This is a genomic window from Pseudomonas sp. 2(2015) (assembly GCF_000955865.1).
Taxonomy (GTDB): domain Bacteria; phylum Pseudomonadota; class Gammaproteobacteria; order Pseudomonadales; family Pseudomonadaceae; genus Aquipseudomonas.
The window spans coordinates 409,925-427,296 of record NZ_JYOF01000003.1 but is presented as its reverse complement, the minus strand read 5'-3'; the positions used below and the strand labels follow the sequence as shown (position 1 = coordinate 427,296).

Below are 17,372 nucleotides of genomic sequence, written 5' to 3'. Positions count from 1 at the left end.
ACATGCAAGCCAATGTAGTAGTGGTAGGTAGCCTGAACATGGACCTGGTGACGCGTGCCCAGCGCCTGCCGCGCGGCGGCGAAACCCTGGTGGGCGAAAGCTTCGTCACCGTGCCGGGTGGCAAGGGCGCCAATCAGGCGGTGGCGGCGGCGCGCCTGGGCGCGCAGGTGGCGATGGTCGGCTGCGTCGGTGACGACGCTTACGGCCAGCAACTGCGCCAGGCCCTGGCTGATGAACAGATCGACTGCCAGGCAGTGAGCATCGCTGCCGGGGTGTCCAGTGGCGTGGCGCTGATCGTGGTTGATGCCGCCAGCCAGAACGCCATCGTCATTGTTGCTGGTGGCAATGGCCAGTTGCTGCCCGAATCAGTACAGCAGTTTGATGCGTTGCTGCAAAACGCCGAGGTGATCATCTGTCAGCTGGAAGTGCCGATGGCCACCGTCGCCTACACCCTTGAGCGGGGCAGGGCACTGGGCAAGACGGTGATCCTCAACCCGGCACCGGCCAGCGGCCCGCTGCCGGCCGAATGGTTTGCCCATATCGACTACCTGATCCCCAACGAAAGCGAAGCCGAGGCCCTGAGCGGGCTGCCGGTCAACGACCTGGACAGCGCCAAGGCGGCCGCCACGCATTTGTTGGGCATGGGCGTTGGCAAGGTCATCGTCACCCTCGGTGCCCAGGGCGCGCTGTTTGCCGATGGCCAGGTGTTCAGGCATTTCCCGGCGCCAGTGGTGCAGCCGCTGGACACCACGGCGGCCGGCGATACCTTTGTCGGCGGTTTCGCCGCGGCCCTGGCGCGTGGCGAAGCGCAGGGCGCGGCGATTGCCTTCGGCCAGCGTGCAGCGGCCCTGTCGGTCACCCGCGCCGGTGCGCAGCCTTCAATCCCGCACTTGAGCGAGCTGCAGCCATGAAGAAGACGCCCTTGCTGAACATTGCCCTGTCGCGCCTGATCGCCTCCCTCGGCCATGGCGACATCCTGCTGATTGGCGATGCCGGTTTGCCGGTGCCGGCGGGGGTGGAGCTGATCGACCTGGCGCTGACCCCGGGTATTCCGGATTTCGCCAGCACCCTGCGCATTGTGCTGACGGAAATGCAGGTCGAAAGCCACGTGCTGGCGGAGGAAATCCTTCAGCATCAGCCGCCGGGCCTGACCGCCGTCGAGCAGTTGACCGCCCAGGGCGAACTGGGCGCCCGACGCTTGCTCAGTCACGAAGAGTTCAAGCAGTTGAGCCGCAGCGCCCGCGCCATCGTGCGCACCGGCGAGTGCCAGCCCTACAGCAACATTGCCTTGGTTGCCGGGGTGACCTTCTAGCTGTTCCATCTGATCATAAGGACGTGTCTTATGTTGAGCTGTGCCAAACGTTTGCTCCAAGGAGTGTTGCTGATGTCCGTGCTTTCAGCTGGCGCCCAGGCGGCGCCCATTGACCTGATTATCGATACCGACCCCGGCGCTGACGACGTGGTGGCGCTGTTCCTGGCCATGGCTTCGCCAGATGAACTGAAGATTCGCGCCATCACCACCGTGGCCGGCAACGTGCGACTCGAGAAGACCTCGCGCAATGCCCGCCTGGCCCGCGAATGGGCCGGGCGCGAAGACATTCCGGTATACGCCGGCGCACCGAAACCGCTGGTGCGCACGCCGATCTACGCCGCCGATATCCATGGCGAAGAAGGCTTGCCCGGGGTAACGGTCAGCGAGCCGCAGAAGGGGCTGGCCAACGGCAGTGCGGTGCGTTACCTGATCGACACCTTGAGCAGCGCCAAGCCGCACAGCATCACTATCGCCATGCTCGGCCCGCAGACCAACCTGGCTTTGGCGCTGATTGAAGCGCCTGAAATCGTCAATGGCATCAAGGAAGTGATCGTCATGGGCGGTGCCCACTTCAATGGCGGCAATATCACCCCGGTGGCCGAGTTCAACCTGTTCGCCGACCCTCACGCTGCCGAAGTGGTACTCAATAGCGGGGTCAAGCTCACCTACCTGCCGCTGGACGTCACCCACAAGGTGCTGACCAGCGAGGCGCGGCTCAAACAGATTGCCGACCTCAACAATGGGGCGAGCAAGCGCGTGGTGGATATCCTCAACGCCTACATCAAGCAGGACATGAAGCACTACGGCATGCCTGGCGGCCCGGTGCATGACACCACGGTGATTGCCTACCTGCTCAAGCCCGAACTGTTCCGCGGCCGCCAGGTGTTCATGCAGGTCGACAGCCGCGACGGCCCGACCTTCGGCCAGACCATTACCGACTGGTACGGCACCCTGAAAGAGCCGGGCAACGTCACCTGGATTACCGAGGGGGATGCCCAGGGCTTTTTTGATCTGCTCAGTGCCCGTCTGGCGCGTCTGCCATAACCGGCTGGCTGTAACGCTCAAAGACCTGGTCGACGTAGCTGCGTGCGTCGTCCGGGCCCAGGTCCTTGACCAGCAAGTCGAGGGCGATCAGCAGCAGTTCTTCGGCGCTGGCCGGGCTGTAGGCGCTCTGGCCCTCGGGCCATTTGACCTTGATGTCGGCATCGATGATGTGGCTTGTCATGAACATTCTCGAGTGAAACCTGCGCGCGCTGTCGGTTCAAATGCCGGGCCCTGGCGTTTGAAGGGGAGGCTGGCCTGCGCTCCGCCGATAGCTGCAGTAAATCATGGCCGCCGCCTGCATCGCACTGCGACTTAGGCATAAGCGCAGGGGGCGTGGCAAACTATCGGTGTTTTAGCTTGCCGGGACAGCGCAGTGCAGATCGACCTCAACAACCCCAACGACTTTACCCTCGACAACGTCCGGGCCCTGCTGGTGGCCGGCAATGGTGCGGTTCACAACCAGCTGCGGGTCAATCACAAGGGCATCGCCTGGTTGTCCCAGGTCACCGGTGGTCGCGAACTGCAGGGCCTGGCCTTTCGTCTGGAAACCTGGGCGGCGGGCTCCGGTTGTGTCGGCCCGCAGGTGGCCGATGACGAGCGCTGGATACGCCAGGTGTACAACGCCCTGAAAAATAACTGGCCCAAACCTGCCAGCGATTACATCGACCTGTATTGAGCTTGCGCAAAATCCGGTCACGATTAGCCTTGGCCTGGAGCGCTCTGGCTCGGGCACAATGGTCCGGTTTTGCAACGAAAAACCAGGAGTGCTGTCACATAGGCAGCATTCAAGTATTTAAGGAGGATTCATGTTCCGCACGCGTGCATCATTGGTAAGCCTGTTGGCTGTCGCCGTATTGGCAGGTTGCAGCAGCACTGGCGGCTCTTCGTCGAAGGCCCCGCAGGCTACTGCCAACACCGATGGCCGTTGCCAGGCCAGCGGCGCCGAGTTCGCCATCGGCAAGCCGGCCACCCCCGAGTTGCTCGAGCAGGCGCGTAAAGCCAGCGGCTCGCAACTGGCCCGTGTGCTCAAGCCTCACGACGTCATGACCCTGGAGTACCGCTCCGAGCGCCTGAACCTCAACGCCGACGAACAAGGCGTGATCACCCGCGTAAACTGCGGCTAAAACGGTCTCTGTGGGAGCGGGCTTGACCCGCGATAGGGCCACTACTGGTTCTATCGCGGAGCAAGCCCGCTCCCAAATCCCAGGCACAAAAAAACCCGCCACAAGGACGGGTTTTTTTATTCGGTCAGATCTTACTCTGGACGAACTTGTGCAGCCTGCATGCCCTTCTGGCCTTTTTCGGCAACGAAGGAGACAGTCTGGCCTTCCTTCAGGCTTTTGAAACCGTCGGTTTCGATAGCCTTGAAGTGAACGAACAGGTCGTCGCCGCCACCTTGTGGAGTGATGAAGCCGAAGCCTTTCTCATCGTTGAACCATTTTACGGTGCCGGTTTGGCGATTAGACATGGGTGTATCTCCAGGAAACATGATTTTCAGTAGTGCGGTGTTGCCGAGGCCAACAGGGTGCACGCCGACCATCATAGTCTAATTATGGGCTTGTAGCCCCTTTTACCTTCGCAGATTGCTGATCTGGAGCAAATTAGCGATGGATAACTGGCCAAAGGCCCTATTATTTCGGGTTTTTCGGGCCGCAGACCGCTGCAATATTTTTTTGCGCGCGCTCCATTACCGCCGCATCAACGCCATCCTCCAGGGTATCCAGGTCTTTCATCTCTTTGTCGCTGAGATTTTTCTGGAGCACGTCTCCGGCGCATTTGCAGTGCTGTTCGGCTTTATCCTTTGCCAGGCCTTGCTTCTGCGCCTGCGCTACGCAGGTCGACTGGTAGTTGCCGGGCAGTTTGCCAGCATGGGCTCCCAACGGCAGCAGCAGGGCAGAGGCAGCCGCCAGGGCCAGAAGAGACTGAAGTCGCATAACCAAACACTCCTTGGGGTCGAGTCTCACAAGAGTAGGACGCTTCACAAACTCTGAGCGGAAAAAATCCGCGCAAGTTCACCGCCAAAGCTCAATTTGCGAATATTTCTGCCCAGCCGGTCAATCTGCCCGCAATCGCCCGAAAGCTTTGTGCTAGCATGCTGGGCTTGAGCTCGCCGCCGGCTGTTTCTTGCAGCTTGCAGCTTGCAGCTCCCAACTGTTTTTTTACTATTCCAGTCACTCTGGTTCGTTCCCTGGCAGGCCTTCGGGCTTCTGCCACTGTGAGGCAGGCTTTGCTTGTGCAAAGACAGGGGCGGATCGCGTACTGGCTCATCCCAACCCACGTGACCTTTGGTAGGGGTCACCACTAGGAGAGGAGGCGCCATGCCCATTATTACTCTTCCCGATGGCAGTCAACGTTCATTCGACAAGGCAGTTTCGGTTGCCGAAGTCGCCGCATCCATTGGTGCGGGCCTCGCCAAAGCCACCGTCGCCGGCAAGGTCGACGGCAAGCTGGTCGACGCCTGCGACCTGATCGAGAACGATGCCAGCCTGCAAATCATCACGCCCAAGGACGAAGAGGGGCTGGAGATCATCCGTCACTCGTGCGCCCACCTGGTCGGCCACGCGGTCAAGCAGCTGTACCCGACTGCGCGCATGGTCATCGGTCCGGTCATCGATGAAGGCTTCTATTACGACATCGCCTACGAGCGTCCTTTCACGCCCGAAGACATGGCGGCGATCGAACAGCGCATGCAGCAGCTGATCGACACCGAATACGACGTCATCAAAAAAGTCACTCCGCGCGCTGAAGTGATCGAAGTGTTCAAGGCCCGCGGCGAAGACTACAAGCTGCGCCTGGTCGAGGACATGCCGGATGAACAGGCCATGGGCCTGTACTACCACGAAGAATACGTCGACATGTGCCGCGGCCCGCACGTGCCGAACACCCGTTTCCTGAAATCCTTCAAGCTGACCAAGCTGTCCGGCGCCTACTGGCGCGGCGACGCTAAAAACGAGCAGCTGCAGCGCGTCTACGGCACCGCCTGGGCCGACAAGAAGCAGCTGGCTGCTTACATTCAGCGCATCGAAGAAGCAGAAAAACGCGACCACCGTAAAATCGGCAAGCGCCTGGGCCTGTTCCACCTCCAGGAAGAAGCGCCGGGCATGGTGTTCTGGCACCCGAACGGCTGGACCCTGTACCAGGTACTCGAGCAGTACATGCGCAAGGTTCAGCGCGACAACGGCTACCTGGAGATCAAGACTCCGCAGGTTGTTGACCGTTCGCTGTGGGAAAAGTCTGGCCACTGGGCCAACTACGCCGACAACATGTTCACCACCCAGTCGGAAAACCGCGACTACGCCATCAAGCCGATGAACTGCCCATGCCACGTGCAGGTGTTCAACCAGGGCCTGAAGAGCTACCGCGAGCTGCCGCTGCGTCTGGCCGAGTTCGGTGCCTGCCACCGTAACGAGCCGTCGGGCGCGCTGCACGGCATCATGCGTGTGCGTGGCTTTACCCAGGACGACGCGCACATCTTCTGCACCGAAGAGCAGATGCAGTCCGAATCCGCCGCGTTCATCAAGCTGACCATGGATGTCTACGCCGACTTCGGCTTCAAAGACATCGAAATGAAGCTCTCGACCCGCCCTGAAAAGCGTGTCGGCTCCGATGAGCTGTGGGATCGCGCCGAAGCCGCACTGGCCGCCGCCCTCGACAGCGCCGGCCTGCCGTACGACCTGCAGCCGGGCGAAGGGGCCTTCTACGGGCCGAAGATCGAGTTCTCGCTGAAGGATTGCCTTGGCCGCGTCTGGCAGTGTGGTACCCTGCAGCTCGACTTCAACCTGCCGATCCGTCTGGGCGCAGAATTCGTCTCCGAAGACAACGGCCGCAAGCATCCGGTGATGCTGCACCGTGCAATCCTCGGTTCGTTCGAGCGTTTCGTCGGAATTCTCATCGAGCATTACGAAGGTGCATTCCCGGCCTGGCTCGCGCCAACCCAGGCGGTGATCATGAATATCACCGACAAGCAGGCCGAATTCGCCCAGAATGTTGAAAAAACTCTCAATGAAAGCGGGTTCCGTGCCAAGTCCGACTTGAGAAATGAGAAAATCGGCTTTAAAATCCGCGAGCATACTTTGCTCAAGGTCCCTTACCTTTTGGTTATAGGGGATCGCGAAGTCGAAACGCAAACCGTCGCTGTGCGTACTCGTGAAGGCGCTGACCTGGGCTCGATGCCCGTCGCTCAATTCGCTGAATTCCTCGCTCAAGCGGTTTCCCGGCGTGGTCGCCAAGAATCGGAGTAATTACTATTAAGCGTGAAATGAGAAACGATAAACGAGCTGCACCGAAGGCCCCGATCAACGAGAATATCTCGGCACGCGAGGTTCGGTTAATTGGCGCTGACGGCGAGCAGATTGGCATCGTCTCGATTGATGAAGCGCTTCGTATCGCTGAAGAAGCGAAGCTGGACCTGGTAGAGATTTCTGCCGACGCAGTACCGCCTGTCTGCAAGGTCATGGACTACGGCAAGCACCTCTTCGAAAAGAAGAAGCAAGCTAACGAGGCCAAGAAGAATCAGAAGCAGGTCCAGATTAAAGAAATCAAGTTTCGTCCAGGGACGGAGGAGGGGGATTACCAGGTAAAACTACGCAACCTGGTACGTTTCCTGAGTGATGGGGACAGGGCCAAGATTTCCTTGAGATTTCGCGGTCGTGAGATGGCCCACCAGGAGCTGGGTATGGAACTGTTGAAGCGGGTCGAAACTGACCTTTTGGAATACGGTTCCGTCGAACAGCATCCTAAGATGGAAGGACGCCAGCTGATCATGGTCATCGCACCCAAGAAAAAGAAATAACCACCAGGGCACGGCAGGCCTTGCGGTTATGTTTATCAACTGAATGCGGAGTATCCGAACATGCCAAAAATGAAAACCAAAAGCGGTGCGGCCAAGCGTTTCTTGAAAACGGCTAACGGCATCAAGCACAAACACGCTTTCAAGAGCCACATCCTGACCAAAATGTCGACCAAGCGTAAGCGTCAACTTCGTGGTAGCAGCTTGCTGAACCCGTCGGACGTGGCAAAAGTCGAGCGCATGCTGCGCCTTCGTTAATTTTTGGTTCTAGATAGAGGAAGTTACTCATGGCTCGTGTAAAGCGTGGCGTCATCGCTCGTAAGCGTCACAAGAAAATTCTGAAACTGGCTAAAGGCTACTACGGCGCTCGCTCGCGCGTATTCCGTGTTGCCAAGCAAGCGGTCATCAAGGCAGGCCAATACGCCTACCGCGACCGTCGTCAGAAAAAACGTCAGTTCCGCGCTCTGTGGATCGCTCGTATCAACGCTGGTGCGCGTATCAACGGTCTGTCCTACAGCCGCCTGATCGCTGGCCTGAAAAAAGCGTCGATCGAAATCGACCGCAAGGTTCTGGCCGATCTGGCAGTGAACGAAAAAGCGGCGTTTGCTGCGATTGTCGAGAAAGCTAAAGCCTCGCTGGCTTAAGTACCCCCGACAATCACCAGGTGTCATTTCCGGCGCCTGGTGTTAAACGTCTTAATAGGGGAAGAGCCTGCGCTCTTCCCCTATTTCGTATCTGGAGTCTGTACATGGAAAACCTGGACGCGCTGGTCTCCCAAGCCCTGGAGGCCGTGGAACGCGCTGAAGACATCAATGCCCTGGAACAGATCCGGGTGCAATTCCTTGGCAAGAAAGGCGAACTGACCCAGGTGATGAAGACCCTGGGCAACCTGCCAGCCGAAGAGCGGCCGAAAGTCGGTGCGCTGATCAACGACGCCAAGGAACGCGTCACCGAGGTCCTCAACGCGCGCAAAGCGGCGTTTGAAGAGGCCGAGCTCAGCGCCCGACTGGCCGCCGAGTGCATTGATGTAACCTTGCCGGGCCGTGGCCAGACCTCCGGTGGTCTGCATCCGATCACCCGTACCCTGGAACGCATCGAGCAGTTCTTCACCCACATCGGCTACGGCATCGCCGAAGGCCCTGAGGTCGAAGACGACTACCACAACTTCGAAGCGCTCAACATTCCCGGCCACCACCCGGCCCGGGCAATGCACGACACCTTCTATTTCAATGCCAACATGCTGCTGCGTACCCACACCTCGCCGGTGCAGGTGCGGACCATGGAGTCCACTCAGCCGCCCATCCGCATTGTCTGCCCGGGCCGCGTTTACCGCTGCGACTCGGACCTGACCCACTCGCCGATGTTCCACCAGGTCGAAGGCCTGTTGATCGATCGCGACATCAATTTCGCCGACCTCAAAGGCACCATCGAAGAATTCCTGCGGGTGTTCTTCGAAAAAGAGCTGGCGGTACGTTTCCGTCCGTCGTTCTTCCCCTTCACCGAGCCTTCGGCTGAAGTCGACATCCAGTGCGTGATCTGCAGCGGCAAAGGTTGCCGTGTGTGCAAGCAGACCGGCTGGCTGGAAGTCATGGGTTGCGGCATGGTTCACCCCAACGTGCTGCGCATGTCCGGCATCGACCCGGAAGAGTTCCAGGGCTTTGCCTTCGGCATGGGCGCCGAGCGCCTGGCCATGCTGCGTTACGGCGTCAACGATTTGCGCCTGTTCTTCGACAACGACTTGCGGTTCCTTGCGCAATTTCGCTAGGTCGCGCACCCGTAACGAATCTTTCAGGAGAGCAGGATGAAATTCAGTGAAAAGTGGCTGCGCGGTTGGGTCAACCCGCAGGTATCCCGTGACGATCTGGTCGCCCGTCTGTCGATGGCCGGCCTTGAGGTCGACAGCGTCACCCCGGCCGCCGGCCAGTTCAGCGGCATCATCGTCGGTGAGGTGCTGAGCACCGAACAGCACCCCGATGCCGACAAGCTGCGCGTGTGCCAGGTCAGCAATGGCAGCGAGACCTTCCAGGTAGTGTGCGGCGCGCCCAACGTGCGCCCTGGCCTGAAGATCCCGTTCGCGATGATCGGCGCCGAACTGCCGGGCGACTTCAAAATCAAGAAAGCCAAGCTGCGTGGCGTTGAATCCAACGGCATGCTCTGCTCGGCGGCCGAGCTGCAGATCAGCGAAGAAAACGACGGCCTGCTGGAACTGGCGGCTGACGCCCCGGTTGGCATCGACATTCGCGTGTACCTGGACCTGGACGACGCCAGCATCGAGATCGGCCTGACCCCGAACCGTGGCGACTGCCTGTCGCTGGCCGGCCTTGCTCGCGACGTTGGCGCCCTGTACGACGTACCGGTGACCCGTCCGCAAGTGCCGGCTGTTGCCGCCACTCACGACGAAGTGCGCCCGGTTGAAGTACTGGCACCGGCGGCCTGCCCACGCTACCTGGGCCGCGTTATCCGTAACGTCGACCTGACCCGGCCGACCCCGCTGTGGATGGTCGAGCGCCTGCGTCGCTCCGACCTGCGCAGCATCGACGCTGCCGTCGACATCACCAACTACGTGATGCTCGAGCTCGGCCAGCCGATGCACGCCTTCGATCTCGCCGAAATCAACGGCGGCATCCGCGTGCGCATGGCAGAAGAGGGCGAGAAGCTGGTACTGCTCGACGGCCAGGAAGTCACCCTGCGCCCCGACACCCTGGTCATCGCCGACCACAGCCGCGCCCTGGCCATCGCCGGTGTGATGGGTGGTGAGCACAGCGGCGTTGCTGCTGGCACCCGCGACATCTTCCTCGAGAGCGCCTTCTTCGAGCCGATTTCCGTGGCTGGCAAGGCTCGTTCCTACGGCCTGCACACCGATGCCTCGCACCGCTACGAGCGCGGCGTCGACTCGCAACTGGCCCGCGAAGCCATCGAGCGCGCTACCGGCCTGCTGCTGGAGATCGTCGGCGGCGAAGCGGGCCCGGTGATCGACGTCACCAGCGAAGCGCACCTGCCCAAGGTGGCCCCGGTCACCCTGCGTGCCGAGCGCCTGACCCAGATGCTGGGCATGGAAATGGCCAGCGCCGAGGTCGAACAACTGCTCAACGGCCTGGGCCTGAAAACCACCGCCGGCGAAGGCCAGTGGCAGGTTGAAGTGCCTAGCCATCGCTTCGACATCAGCCTGGAAGTCGACCTGATCGAAGAACTGGCGCGCCTGTACGGCTACAACCGCCTGCCAGTGCGTTACCCGCAAGCGCGCCTGGCCCCGCAAGCCAAGGCCGAGGCCCGTGGCGAACTGCCAGCCCTGCGCCGCCTGCTGGTGGCCCGTGGTTACCAGGAAGCCATCACCTACAGCTTCATCGACCCGAAACTGTTCGAACTGTTCAGCCCGGGCGTCGAGCCGCTGCTGCTGGCCAACCCGATCTCCAACGACATGGCGGCCATGCGTGCCTCGCTGTGGCCGGGCCTGGTCAAGTCGCTGCAGCACAACCTCAACCGCCAGCAAGACCGCGTGCGCATGTTCGAAAGCGGCCTGCGCTTCGTCGGCCAGCTGGGCGACCTCAAGCAGCAGCCGATGCTCGCCGGTGTGGTCTGCGGCAGCCGCCTGCCGGAAGGCTGGGCCAACGGCCGTGACAGCATCGACTTCTTCGACGTGAAAGCCGACGTAGAAGCGGTACTGGGCTTCTCTGGCTCGCTCGCCGAGTTCACTTTCGTTGCGGGCAAACACCCGGCGCTGCACCCGGGCCAAACCGCACGCATCGAGCGCGACGGTCGCGAAGTCGGCTACCTGGGTGCCATCCACCCGGAGCTGGCCAAGACCCTGGGCCTGGATCGTCCGGTGTACGTCTTCGAGCTGATCCTGGGTGAAGTGGCCGAAGGCCGCCTGCCGAAGTTCAGCGAACTGTCGAAATTCCCGGAAGTGCGTCGTGACCTGGCCTTGGTCGCAGGACGTGATGTTGCTTCGAGCTCGGTGCTTGAAGTAATTCGTGACAATGCAGGCGAATGGCTCACAGACCTCAGGCTGTTTGATGTTTATCAGGGTAAAGGCATTGATCCTGATAGAAAAAGCCTGGCCGTCGGCTTGACCTGGCAGCATCCATCGCGCACTCTTAATGATGAAGAGGTGAATACTGCAACCCAGAACATCCTCACCTCGCTCGAACAAAGGTTGAACACCACGTTAAGGAAATAGCGTATGGGTGCTCTGACGAAAGCTGAGATGGCCGAACGGCTGTACGAGGAGCTGGGCCTGAACAAGCGCGAGGCCAAGGAATTGGTCGAGCTGTTCTTTGAGGAAATCAGGCACGCTCTTGAAGACAACGAGCAGGTCAAATTGTCCGGATTCGGCAATTTCGACCTGCGCGACAAGCGCCAACGGCCGGGCCGCAACCCCAAGACCGGGGAAGAAATCCCGATCACGGCGCGTCGGGTCGTCACCTTTCGTCCAGGGCAGAAGTTGAAAGCCCGAGTTGAGGCCTATGCTGGAACCAAGTCATAACGACGAGCTTCCGCCGATTCCAGGCAAACGCTACTTCACCATTGGTGAAGTGAGCGAGCTTTGCGCGGTAAAACCGCACGTGCTCCGCTACTGGGAGCAGGAATTCCCGCAACTCAACCCGGTAAAGCGCCGCGGCAACCGGCGGTACTATCAGCGCCAGGACGTGCTGATGATCCGCCAGATCCGCGCGCTGCTGTACGACCAAGGCTTCACCATCGGCGGGGCGCGTTTGCGCCTCTCTGGCGACGAAGCCAAGGACGACACCACCCAGTACAAACAACTGATCCGGCAGATGATTGTCGAGTTGGAAGACGTCTTGGTGGTGCTGAAGAAGTAACCCTTATCGGGCCCGGAATTTTGGAAAAAATGCTTCCATAATTCAAAAGGTTAGGGTACATTCTTCAACGTTCTCAGCAACAAGGGGAACATGCTTCAAGCCCAGTCGGGGCGTAGCGCAGCCCGGTAGCGCACTTGCATGGGGTGCAAGGGGTCGAGTGTTCGAATCACTCCGTCCCGACCATTATTTACTGAGTAAAATCAGGCAGTTAAGCCGGTTATCTGAACCGGCTTTTTTGTGCCCGCGCAAAACATGCGCAAAACTCGCGCAAAACTACCCGGCGAAATCGCCGATATCCAGGTCAGCTTCGACCTCGGACCACACCACATCTTCGTGCCCTTTCTGGTAGTTCCTGGTCATGCCTTCGGTAGCATGTCCGGCGATCTTCTGCCCGTCTTTGCCTGCTCGTTTGTACAGGTGAAGGGATAGGGCGCGCACTTCATGAAACCCCGGCATCTCTTCCTCTTTGAGGTCGCTGTAGCAGCCGGCGGCATCCCTCGCATCCTTGAAGGCCCGGGTGAGAAACCTCTCGTCCACCTTCGTCCAGTGATCTTTTCCTTCGCGTTTCTTCTTTCTTTCCGGCCGGCGGTGCACCAGATACGGCGACAGGATGTCATCCCGGCACCTGGTCAGCACTTCGCCCAACTGGTCGGTGATCTTGATTTTCAGCCAACCTGCGTCAGATGCTTTCTCGGTCTTGCTCTGGACCACGTACAGGAACCCGTCTCGCGCATCTTCGAACTTCATGTTGAGGATGTCGCCGCGGCGCTGTGCGGTGATCAATGCCAGGTCGATCGCGTTCTGCAGCCAGCGCGGGGACTTCTCGCGGATGGCCTTGAGGCCTTCGACGGTGTGGCGCTTGCGCTGCTTCTTCTCGATCTTGGGGATGGTGCTGGCCGCCGGGTTGTCCGGGCACAGCCCCTTCGCCGCAGCGTGATTGAACACATCGATGAGGATTGCCCGGGCCTGGTTGCTGGCGCGGGCCGTCAGTGGCTCCAGGAACTCAGCGACCATGCGGATGGTGATTTGGTCCACCGGCCGCTCGCCGAGGGCAGCCCTGACTTGCTTGAACCTGACTGCGTACAGGTCGAGCGTTGCCTTTGCCAGCTCCCGGGGCGGCAGTACGTCCCGCTCGTAGGTGTCCAGGAACTCGGCGATGGTGATCGTGGTTTCTCCCAGGACAGCGGCCACCAGGTCGCCACCGCGCAGGAAAGTGGTGTTCAGTTGTGAGGCCGCGTCGATAGCGTTGCCGCGGTCGGCGCCGAACTGGAACCACTTCCCGTCTGTGGGGCGCCGGTAGCGGTATGTGCCCCGGCGCGCGTCGAAGTAGAGGTTCTGAGGCAGGCCCTTGTTGGCCTTGTTCCTTGGTCGAGGAACCATCACGCAGCTCCTTTCAGCACCATGTCGACCAGCGCATTGCCGGTGGTCCGTTGGTAGGCAGACCAGTCAACGTACCAGATTTTCCCAATGCGCTCGCCGGGCAGCTTGCGGTTGCGCAGGTAATTGCGAATGGCTTGGGAGCAGAGCGGAGTGCCGTTCTCGCCCCATTTTCGGCGCTGGAATTCACTGATCTTGATCAGTTCTCTTTTCATGATTTTCTCCACGCCGCGCATGGCGGCAGAGGTGGGAGGGGTTAAGTTCGGTGCTTGATGATCAGCTCATGAGACTCTCCCTGCCCGCGCCAGGCAGGCTTTATAAGCAATATGGGAATGTTTAGAATTGATCGAGGATTATTAAGGACTATGAAAAATGGAAACTTTCTATGGTGGGATTTTGTTGGCGGCATTTCTCGGCGTCGCAAAGATCGCCTGGTCTACGCCAGAGCTATATTTAAAACTCCCCAATCGGTATTTGGTTGCTGTTTATTTTGCGATCCTCGGAGGCTTCAATGTTTGGGACACGGCAGTGAGGGCTGATAGCGCTAGCCTAAGTCGTCTTGTACCCGAGAAGTCGTTAGAACTATTTGAGGCATCTAGAGCTTTGCTTGTGCCTCAGTCTTGGTGGTGGTTTTTGATATTTTTAGCCACCTACCTTGCAGCCCTTGGTGTGCTGGCAACTGTCAAGCTCAATCACGATAAAAAGGAACGCGAAAAGAAGGGCGGCATAGAAAAGCCATAGTTATTTTCCCGTTGCAGGGGTAGGGGTGTCTTGTTCGTGCGGGGAGAGCTGGCGCTCAGTGTGATGATCGCCACCAGGTATCCCTTTTTGAGGATCGCAGCCCTTGCCGCAGTCTTCGCTCCAGGCCGTAGTGCCCGAGCAGTTCGTGAAGTACTTGTTGCCGCCGCCATCGAGGAAGCGGTAGACGGTGCAGCCGTCGACGGTGAAAAGCTTGTCGACCTTGTATGTACCGGCGACGACGGTGGCGGCGGGCTTGTCAGGCTCCCGGCAGCCGGCCAGGGTGGCCAGCAGCAGGAGGCAGAGGGCGAGGCGGGTCATGGGCGCACCTCAGCGTTGTTGGTGCGGACAAAGTAGCCGTCGGGCGACCCTGGATCACTGACCAGGGCTTCTACCGGGCCGATCTGCTGGAGGATCGCCGGAAGCCCTTCAGGGTTTGCCGCCTCCGCCCAGCTCAAGCAATTGAGCCAGATGTCTTCGCCCGTGCCTGAGGAATACCCATTCGACCAAGCGCTACAGCTCTCAGCCTCTTCTTTTGCACGCTCCAGGTATTCGAGCGTGTTGCAGCATGGGCAGGGATTGTCTGCTTCGCTGGGGTCCCAGCCATCGCTATCCGCATCCCACAGATAGCCGTCACCGCGACACTCCCAGGTGCCGCGCTGGAAGGTGCATGCCTTCGGTGCGGCCTGTTGCTTTTGTTGAGGCATGACTTCGTCCTTGGCCGCCATATCGCGGCTGTTCAATAGAGGGGAGAGGAACTAGGCTGAATCTCTCAACCGGAGAGCAGCCATGTCCGCAGAACGGGTTGTGCATTTAGAGCAGGCGCTTGTGGCCATCCTGGCTGCAGCTGAGCAGAAGGGGCTCGATGCTGATGAGCTTCGAAGGCAAGCCACTGGCGGCCTGATCGGCAACATCTCCTGGCGCTGGGTAACAGCTGAGTGCGTGCCCGGTGCTATCGATGAGATCGAGAGCGCAGTCCGAATGCTCAGGCGGCTATGAGGCGGCCTGGAGTACAAATGTACTCCTTGGTCTCTTCAGCCTTCGACAGCGCCCCGTAGTTCAATGAGAGCTTTGTTTCGTGCTGCCGAGCCGTCAACCGACAGTCCAAGAACCCGCACGAACTCATGCACTGAAGACCGAAGCCTGGCCAGCTGGGCGCGCAGCCGCTCAACCTCGCCGCTATCGGCGTGGGTGTGCAGAGGTTCGATTTCATAACCAGCGGCGCCCATGTACCAGCTACCTGGCGACTCTTGGGTTACTGACCACTTGCCACTCCCATGCTCTCGGTAACGCCACGCCACCGGCTCGCCCTGGTGCTGGGCGGCTGCATTACAGGACCAGCACAGGCGCTGTGCCCCTTCGCACTCCTTGCAGTCGAGTTCGTCAAGCCTGGCGGCTGCCTGGAGGTCAGCGAGAGTTACATCAGGTGCTTTGCACTGAGCGGCGTCAATTGCGGCCATTGCCAGGTCGCGGTCACGCATACCGGGGACGACCTTCAGCCGGGTGATGCAGGCAGTGGCAGCTTCAACCTGCTGCTCGGTCCAGATACTGCGCTCAACCAGCATGTAGCCCTCGGGCACGCTGACCATCTGTTCGGTGTTGCTGGATAGGTTTTCTGTGGGCATGGGGATACCTCTTAGGTATATTTGCCTCTCGTTTAAGGGAGGGATTATGAGTAGTACAAGCGCCATTTTTTTTGCGGATGAGAAGCGTACAAGAATTGTTGCTAACACAATGTCAAAGGTCCGTGGCGGGCTTGATTCGCTAAGAGATGGCCATGACGAAAAACATAAATTCCTTCTTGAGTTTATCGGTCAGACTTTATTTCACATTCAGGGTAGCCCTCGATCTTTCGATGAAAGATGCATAATGAATATTTCCGTTTTAGGGGATAGATTTATAGAGGAGATTGAAGGGTTTTCACTAAATAAAGGGGATGCCGAGCATCTGTTTGTTTACTGTTACAGGTTTGTTGTCGAGTACCAGCTTAGTAGTCCTGGGGAGATATCTTCAGACCTTTTAGAAGTTCTGGCTCATGTATCAGACTTTGAGTTTGAAGGCACGATTGCTTCGCAGATTAGATATGCTGGGCATCAAATGCTTATCAATATTGTACAACATTATCTTTATCACCCTAGCTTGATAGGCTTGAAAAGCCTGCCAGACGCTATCGAGCGCTCGGAAAAAGAGCGAGAGTCAATTGAAAAGACTCTAGATGCTAGGGAAGGCAGAGTTCAGGCTTTAGCTGAAAAGCTGACAAGTTATGAGACAGCATTTAATTTCGTCGGGTTGTATGCAGGCTTTAAAAGCATGAAAGCTGCTAAAGTGTCAGAAAGGAGATGGAATTTTTTCTATCTTTTACTTATAGGGCTTCTTCTTTTGTTGCCCTTTATTGCGAAGATTGTTTTTATTCTGAAGGGGTCGCCAGAGATCAAACTCGACTATGTTGGGCTTGCAACATTAGCTGGGCTTGAGCTATTGCTTTTGTACTTCTTTAGAGTTGCGCTTCAGAATTTTAAATCTGTCAAGGCGCAGCTTCTTCAAATTGACCTGCGAATGACGCTATGTCAGTTTGTACAGAGTTATGCTGAATACTCGAAGGAAGCACGAACTGGCAGCCCAGGGCTGCTCGAGCGTTTCGAACAGGTGGTGTTTAGCGGAATAGTCAACGATGAGGGCGCAATTCCTTCCACTTTTGATGGGTTGGACAAGCTAGCCGAACTAGTTGGAAAAATCCGTAAATGAGTTGAACTGTAAATTTGGAGCCTTGCGGATCACTCGGCCACACCGGGTTTTGACGTCGAAGGTATGATTTTTTGAAGTGCAGGCATGGGCGTTCCTCGCCGGGGTGGCGTGAGTCGATTGGAAATTTAGGAGAAGGGGTTACAGCTGGGCTTCGCCGGTATCGATACTGCGAAGCTCGGTCACCTCGATTTTCTGAGTGCCATCGGTGATCACCCAGCAGGGCAGCTCCAGATTCTGGAAGGTTCCCCGGTAGTTTCGGTATGCGCCGAGCGCAGCCTTGCGGAATGAGTCGGCGACGACCTGGCCGATGCGAAGAGGGCTACCCCCCCCCAGAAGCACCAAGTCGTATGCACTGACGTTGGCGATTCTTTTTGCAGCCGCCCTGACGGTGTTAGGGGAGAGCTTGAATTCGCTGGCTACGTCGGCAACGTGCTTATAGATCAGTGCGTCGTGGATGGCTTGGTCGCGGGCGCCGTTGCGAAGACCGGCGTAGATAACTGCTTGCATGGGGAATCCTCCATGGCCTGGCCGGCCTCGGTGGCGTGAT

Annotated in this window: 25 protein-coding genes and 1 tRNA gene; 17 read left to right on the top strand and 9 right to left on the bottom strand. The window is 58.8% G+C overall.

The features are described 5' to 3' along the window. Positions 1–2: 2 nt before the first annotated feature. The 3 genes from rbsK to UB48_RS04990 are packed head-to-tail and all read left to right on the top strand — an operon-like array spanning position 3 to position 2,356. Entirely contained in the window at positions 3–911 is a 909-nt protein-coding gene (gene rbsK, locus UB48_RS05000; RefSeq protein ID WP_045194550.1) for a ribokinase, read from the top strand. Beyond that, complete coding sequence (rbsD, locus tag UB48_RS04995) at positions 908–1,312, top strand: D-ribose pyranase (protein ID WP_045194548.1); 405 nt, start codon at positions 908–910, stop codon at positions 1,310–1,312. Before rbsK ends, rbsD begins: the two co-directional genes overlap by 4 nt. A 30-nt stretch (positions 1,313–1,342) precedes the next feature. Further along, positions 1,343–2,356 (top strand): nucleoside hydrolase, encoded by a 1,014-nt coding sequence (locus tag UB48_RS04990; RefSeq protein ID WP_045194546.1) that lies wholly within the window; start codon positions 1,343–1,345, stop codon positions 2,354–2,356. Here the strand turns inward: UB48_RS04990 and UB48_RS04985 are convergent. After that, positions 2,328–2,537 carry a hypothetical protein gene (locus UB48_RS04985; protein ID WP_045195702.1) on the bottom strand — a complete coding sequence of 70 codons (210 nt, stop codon included), beginning with the start codon at positions 2,535–2,537 and terminating at the stop codon, positions 2,328–2,330. The two genes, UB48_RS04990 and UB48_RS04985, sit on opposite strands and share 29 nt — an antisense overlap. 192 nt (positions 2,538–2,729) lie before the next feature. Here UB48_RS04985 and UB48_RS04980 point away from each other — a divergent pair, with 192 nt between their 5' ends. Further along, the gene (locus tag UB48_RS04980) at positions 2,730–3,032 is read left to right on the top strand and encodes a hypothetical protein (protein ID WP_045194544.1); all 303 of its coding nucleotides are present in this window, start codon (positions 2,730–2,732) and stop codon (positions 3,030–3,032) included. A gap of 130 nt (positions 3,033–3,162) precedes the next feature. After that, positions 3,163–3,480, top strand: coding sequence for an I78 family peptidase inhibitor (locus tag UB48_RS04975; RefSeq protein WP_045194542.1), 318 nt, complete (start codon positions 3,163–3,165; stop codon positions 3,478–3,480). 131 nt (positions 3,481–3,611) lie between these two features. Here the strand turns inward: UB48_RS04975 and UB48_RS04970 are convergent, their stop codons facing one another. Next, on the bottom strand, positions 3,612–3,824 hold the full coding sequence (locus UB48_RS04970; RefSeq protein ID WP_007956027.1) for a cold-shock protein: 213 nt from the start codon (positions 3,822–3,824) through the stop codon (positions 3,612–3,614). A 163-nt stretch (positions 3,825–3,987) separates the two neighbouring features. After that, complete coding sequence (locus tag UB48_RS27260) at positions 3,988–4,290, bottom strand: hypothetical protein (protein WP_082075393.1); 303 nt, start codon at positions 4,288–4,290, stop codon at positions 3,988–3,990. A 384-nt stretch (positions 4,291–4,674) separates the two neighbouring features. Between UB48_RS27260 and thrS the strand changes: the two genes are divergently transcribed. The 9 genes from thrS to UB48_RS04920 all read left to right on the top strand — a co-directional run bounded on the left by thrS (position 4,675) and on the right by UB48_RS04920 (position 12,148). Then, the gene (gene thrS, locus UB48_RS04960; protein WP_045194537.1) at positions 4,675–6,597 is read left to right on the top strand and encodes a threonine--tRNA ligase; all 1,923 of its coding nucleotides are present in this window, start codon (positions 4,675–4,677) and stop codon (positions 6,595–6,597) included. Further along, positions 6,597–7,148 carry a translation initiation factor IF-3 gene (gene infC / locus UB48_RS04955; protein WP_174242331.1) on the top strand — a complete coding sequence of 184 codons (552 nt, stop codon included), beginning with the start codon at positions 6,597–6,599 and terminating at the stop codon, positions 7,146–7,148. Before thrS ends, infC begins: the two co-directional genes overlap by 1 nt. Positions 7,149–7,208: 60 nt before the next feature. After that, positions 7,209–7,403 carry a 50S ribosomal protein L35 gene (gene rpmI / locus UB48_RS04950; protein WP_045194535.1) on the top strand — a complete coding sequence of 65 codons (195 nt, stop codon included), beginning with the start codon at positions 7,209–7,211 and terminating at the stop codon, positions 7,401–7,403. Between the two features lie 29 nt (positions 7,404–7,432). Beyond that, positions 7,433–7,789 carry a 50S ribosomal protein L20 gene (gene rplT / locus UB48_RS04945; RefSeq protein WP_010222414.1) on the top strand — a complete coding sequence of 119 codons (357 nt, stop codon included), beginning with the start codon at positions 7,433–7,435 and terminating at the stop codon, positions 7,787–7,789. A gap of 104 nt (positions 7,790–7,893) precedes the next feature. After that, positions 7,894–8,910, top strand: a complete 1,017-nt coding sequence (gene pheS, locus UB48_RS04940; RefSeq protein ID WP_038994580.1) for a phenylalanine--tRNA ligase subunit alpha — start codon at positions 7,894–7,896, stop codon at positions 8,908–8,910. Between the two features lie 36 nt (positions 8,911–8,946). Continuing rightward, a complete protein-coding gene (gene pheT / locus UB48_RS04935; protein WP_045194532.1) occupies positions 8,947–11,322 on the top strand; it encodes a phenylalanine--tRNA ligase subunit beta in 2,376 nt (791 codons plus the stop codon). A 3-nt stretch (positions 11,323–11,325) separates the two neighbouring features. After that, positions 11,326–11,628 carry an integration host factor subunit alpha gene (gene ihfA / locus UB48_RS04930; protein WP_002553164.1) on the top strand — a complete coding sequence of 101 codons (303 nt, stop codon included), beginning with the start codon at positions 11,326–11,328 and terminating at the stop codon, positions 11,626–11,628. Then, on the top strand, positions 11,609–11,965 hold the full coding sequence (locus UB48_RS04925) for a MerR family transcriptional regulator (RefSeq protein WP_010222411.1): 357 nt from the start codon (positions 11,609–11,611) through the stop codon (positions 11,963–11,965). The genes ihfA and UB48_RS04925 overlap by 20 nt, the downstream gene beginning before the upstream one ends. Positions 11,966–12,071: 106 nt before the next feature. Next, a tRNA-Pro gene (locus UB48_RS04920) sits at positions 12,072–12,148 on the top strand. A gap of 90 nt (positions 12,149–12,238) precedes the next feature. Here UB48_RS04920 and UB48_RS04915 read toward each other — a convergent pair. Then, the gene (locus tag UB48_RS04915) at positions 12,239–13,345 is read right to left on the bottom strand and encodes a phage integrase Arm DNA-binding domain-containing protein (protein WP_045194521.1); all 1,107 of its coding nucleotides are present in this window, start codon (positions 13,343–13,345) and stop codon (positions 12,239–12,241) included. Continuing rightward, the gene (locus UB48_RS04910) at positions 13,345–13,557 is read right to left on the bottom strand and encodes a hypothetical protein (protein WP_045194519.1); all 213 of its coding nucleotides are present in this window, start codon (positions 13,555–13,557) and stop codon (positions 13,345–13,347) included. Before UB48_RS04910 ends, UB48_RS04915 begins: the two co-directional genes overlap by 1 nt. A gap of 157 nt (positions 13,558–13,714) precedes the next feature. Here UB48_RS04910 and UB48_RS04905 point away from each other — a divergent pair, with 157 nt between their 5' ends. Next, positions 13,715–14,083, top strand: a complete 369-nt coding sequence (locus UB48_RS04905) for a hypothetical protein (RefSeq protein WP_045194517.1) — start codon at positions 13,715–13,717, stop codon at positions 14,081–14,083. On the opposite strand, the gene UB48_RS27060 is transcribed toward UB48_RS04905, so the two are convergent. After that, the gene (locus UB48_RS27060) at positions 14,084–14,401 is read right to left on the bottom strand and encodes a DUF4884 domain-containing protein (RefSeq protein WP_052676481.1); all 318 of its coding nucleotides are present in this window, start codon (positions 14,399–14,401) and stop codon (positions 14,084–14,086) included. It lies immediately after the preceding gene. Beyond that, positions 14,398–14,787, bottom strand: a complete 390-nt coding sequence (locus tag UB48_RS04895; RefSeq protein WP_045195698.1) for a hypothetical protein — start codon at positions 14,785–14,787, stop codon at positions 14,398–14,400. The genes UB48_RS27060 and UB48_RS04895 overlap by 4 nt, the downstream gene beginning before the upstream one ends. An 82-nt stretch (positions 14,788–14,869) precedes the next feature. Between UB48_RS04895 and UB48_RS04890 the strand changes: the two genes are divergently transcribed. Further along, positions 14,870–15,079, top strand: a complete 210-nt coding sequence (locus tag UB48_RS04890) for a hypothetical protein (RefSeq protein ID WP_045194516.1) — start codon at positions 14,870–14,872, stop codon at positions 15,077–15,079. A gap of 35 nt (positions 15,080–15,114) precedes the next feature. Here UB48_RS04890 and UB48_RS28160 read toward each other — a convergent pair whose 3' ends face one another. Next, complete coding sequence (locus tag UB48_RS28160; RefSeq protein WP_275558874.1) at positions 15,115–15,705, bottom strand: hypothetical protein; 591 nt, start codon at positions 15,703–15,705, stop codon at positions 15,115–15,117. Between the two features lie 46 nt (positions 15,706–15,751). Between UB48_RS28160 and UB48_RS04880 the strand changes: the two genes are divergently transcribed. Next, a complete protein-coding gene (locus UB48_RS04880; RefSeq protein ID WP_156160170.1) occupies positions 15,752–16,825 on the top strand; it encodes a hypothetical protein in 1,074 nt (357 codons plus the stop codon). 138 nt (positions 16,826–16,963) lie between these two features. Here the strand turns inward: UB48_RS04880 and UB48_RS04875 are convergent, their stop codons facing one another. After that, a complete protein-coding gene (locus UB48_RS04875) occupies positions 16,964–17,332 on the bottom strand; it encodes a hypothetical protein (RefSeq protein WP_045194511.1) in 369 nt (122 codons plus the stop codon). Between the last annotated feature and the right edge of the window lie 40 nt (positions 17,333–17,372).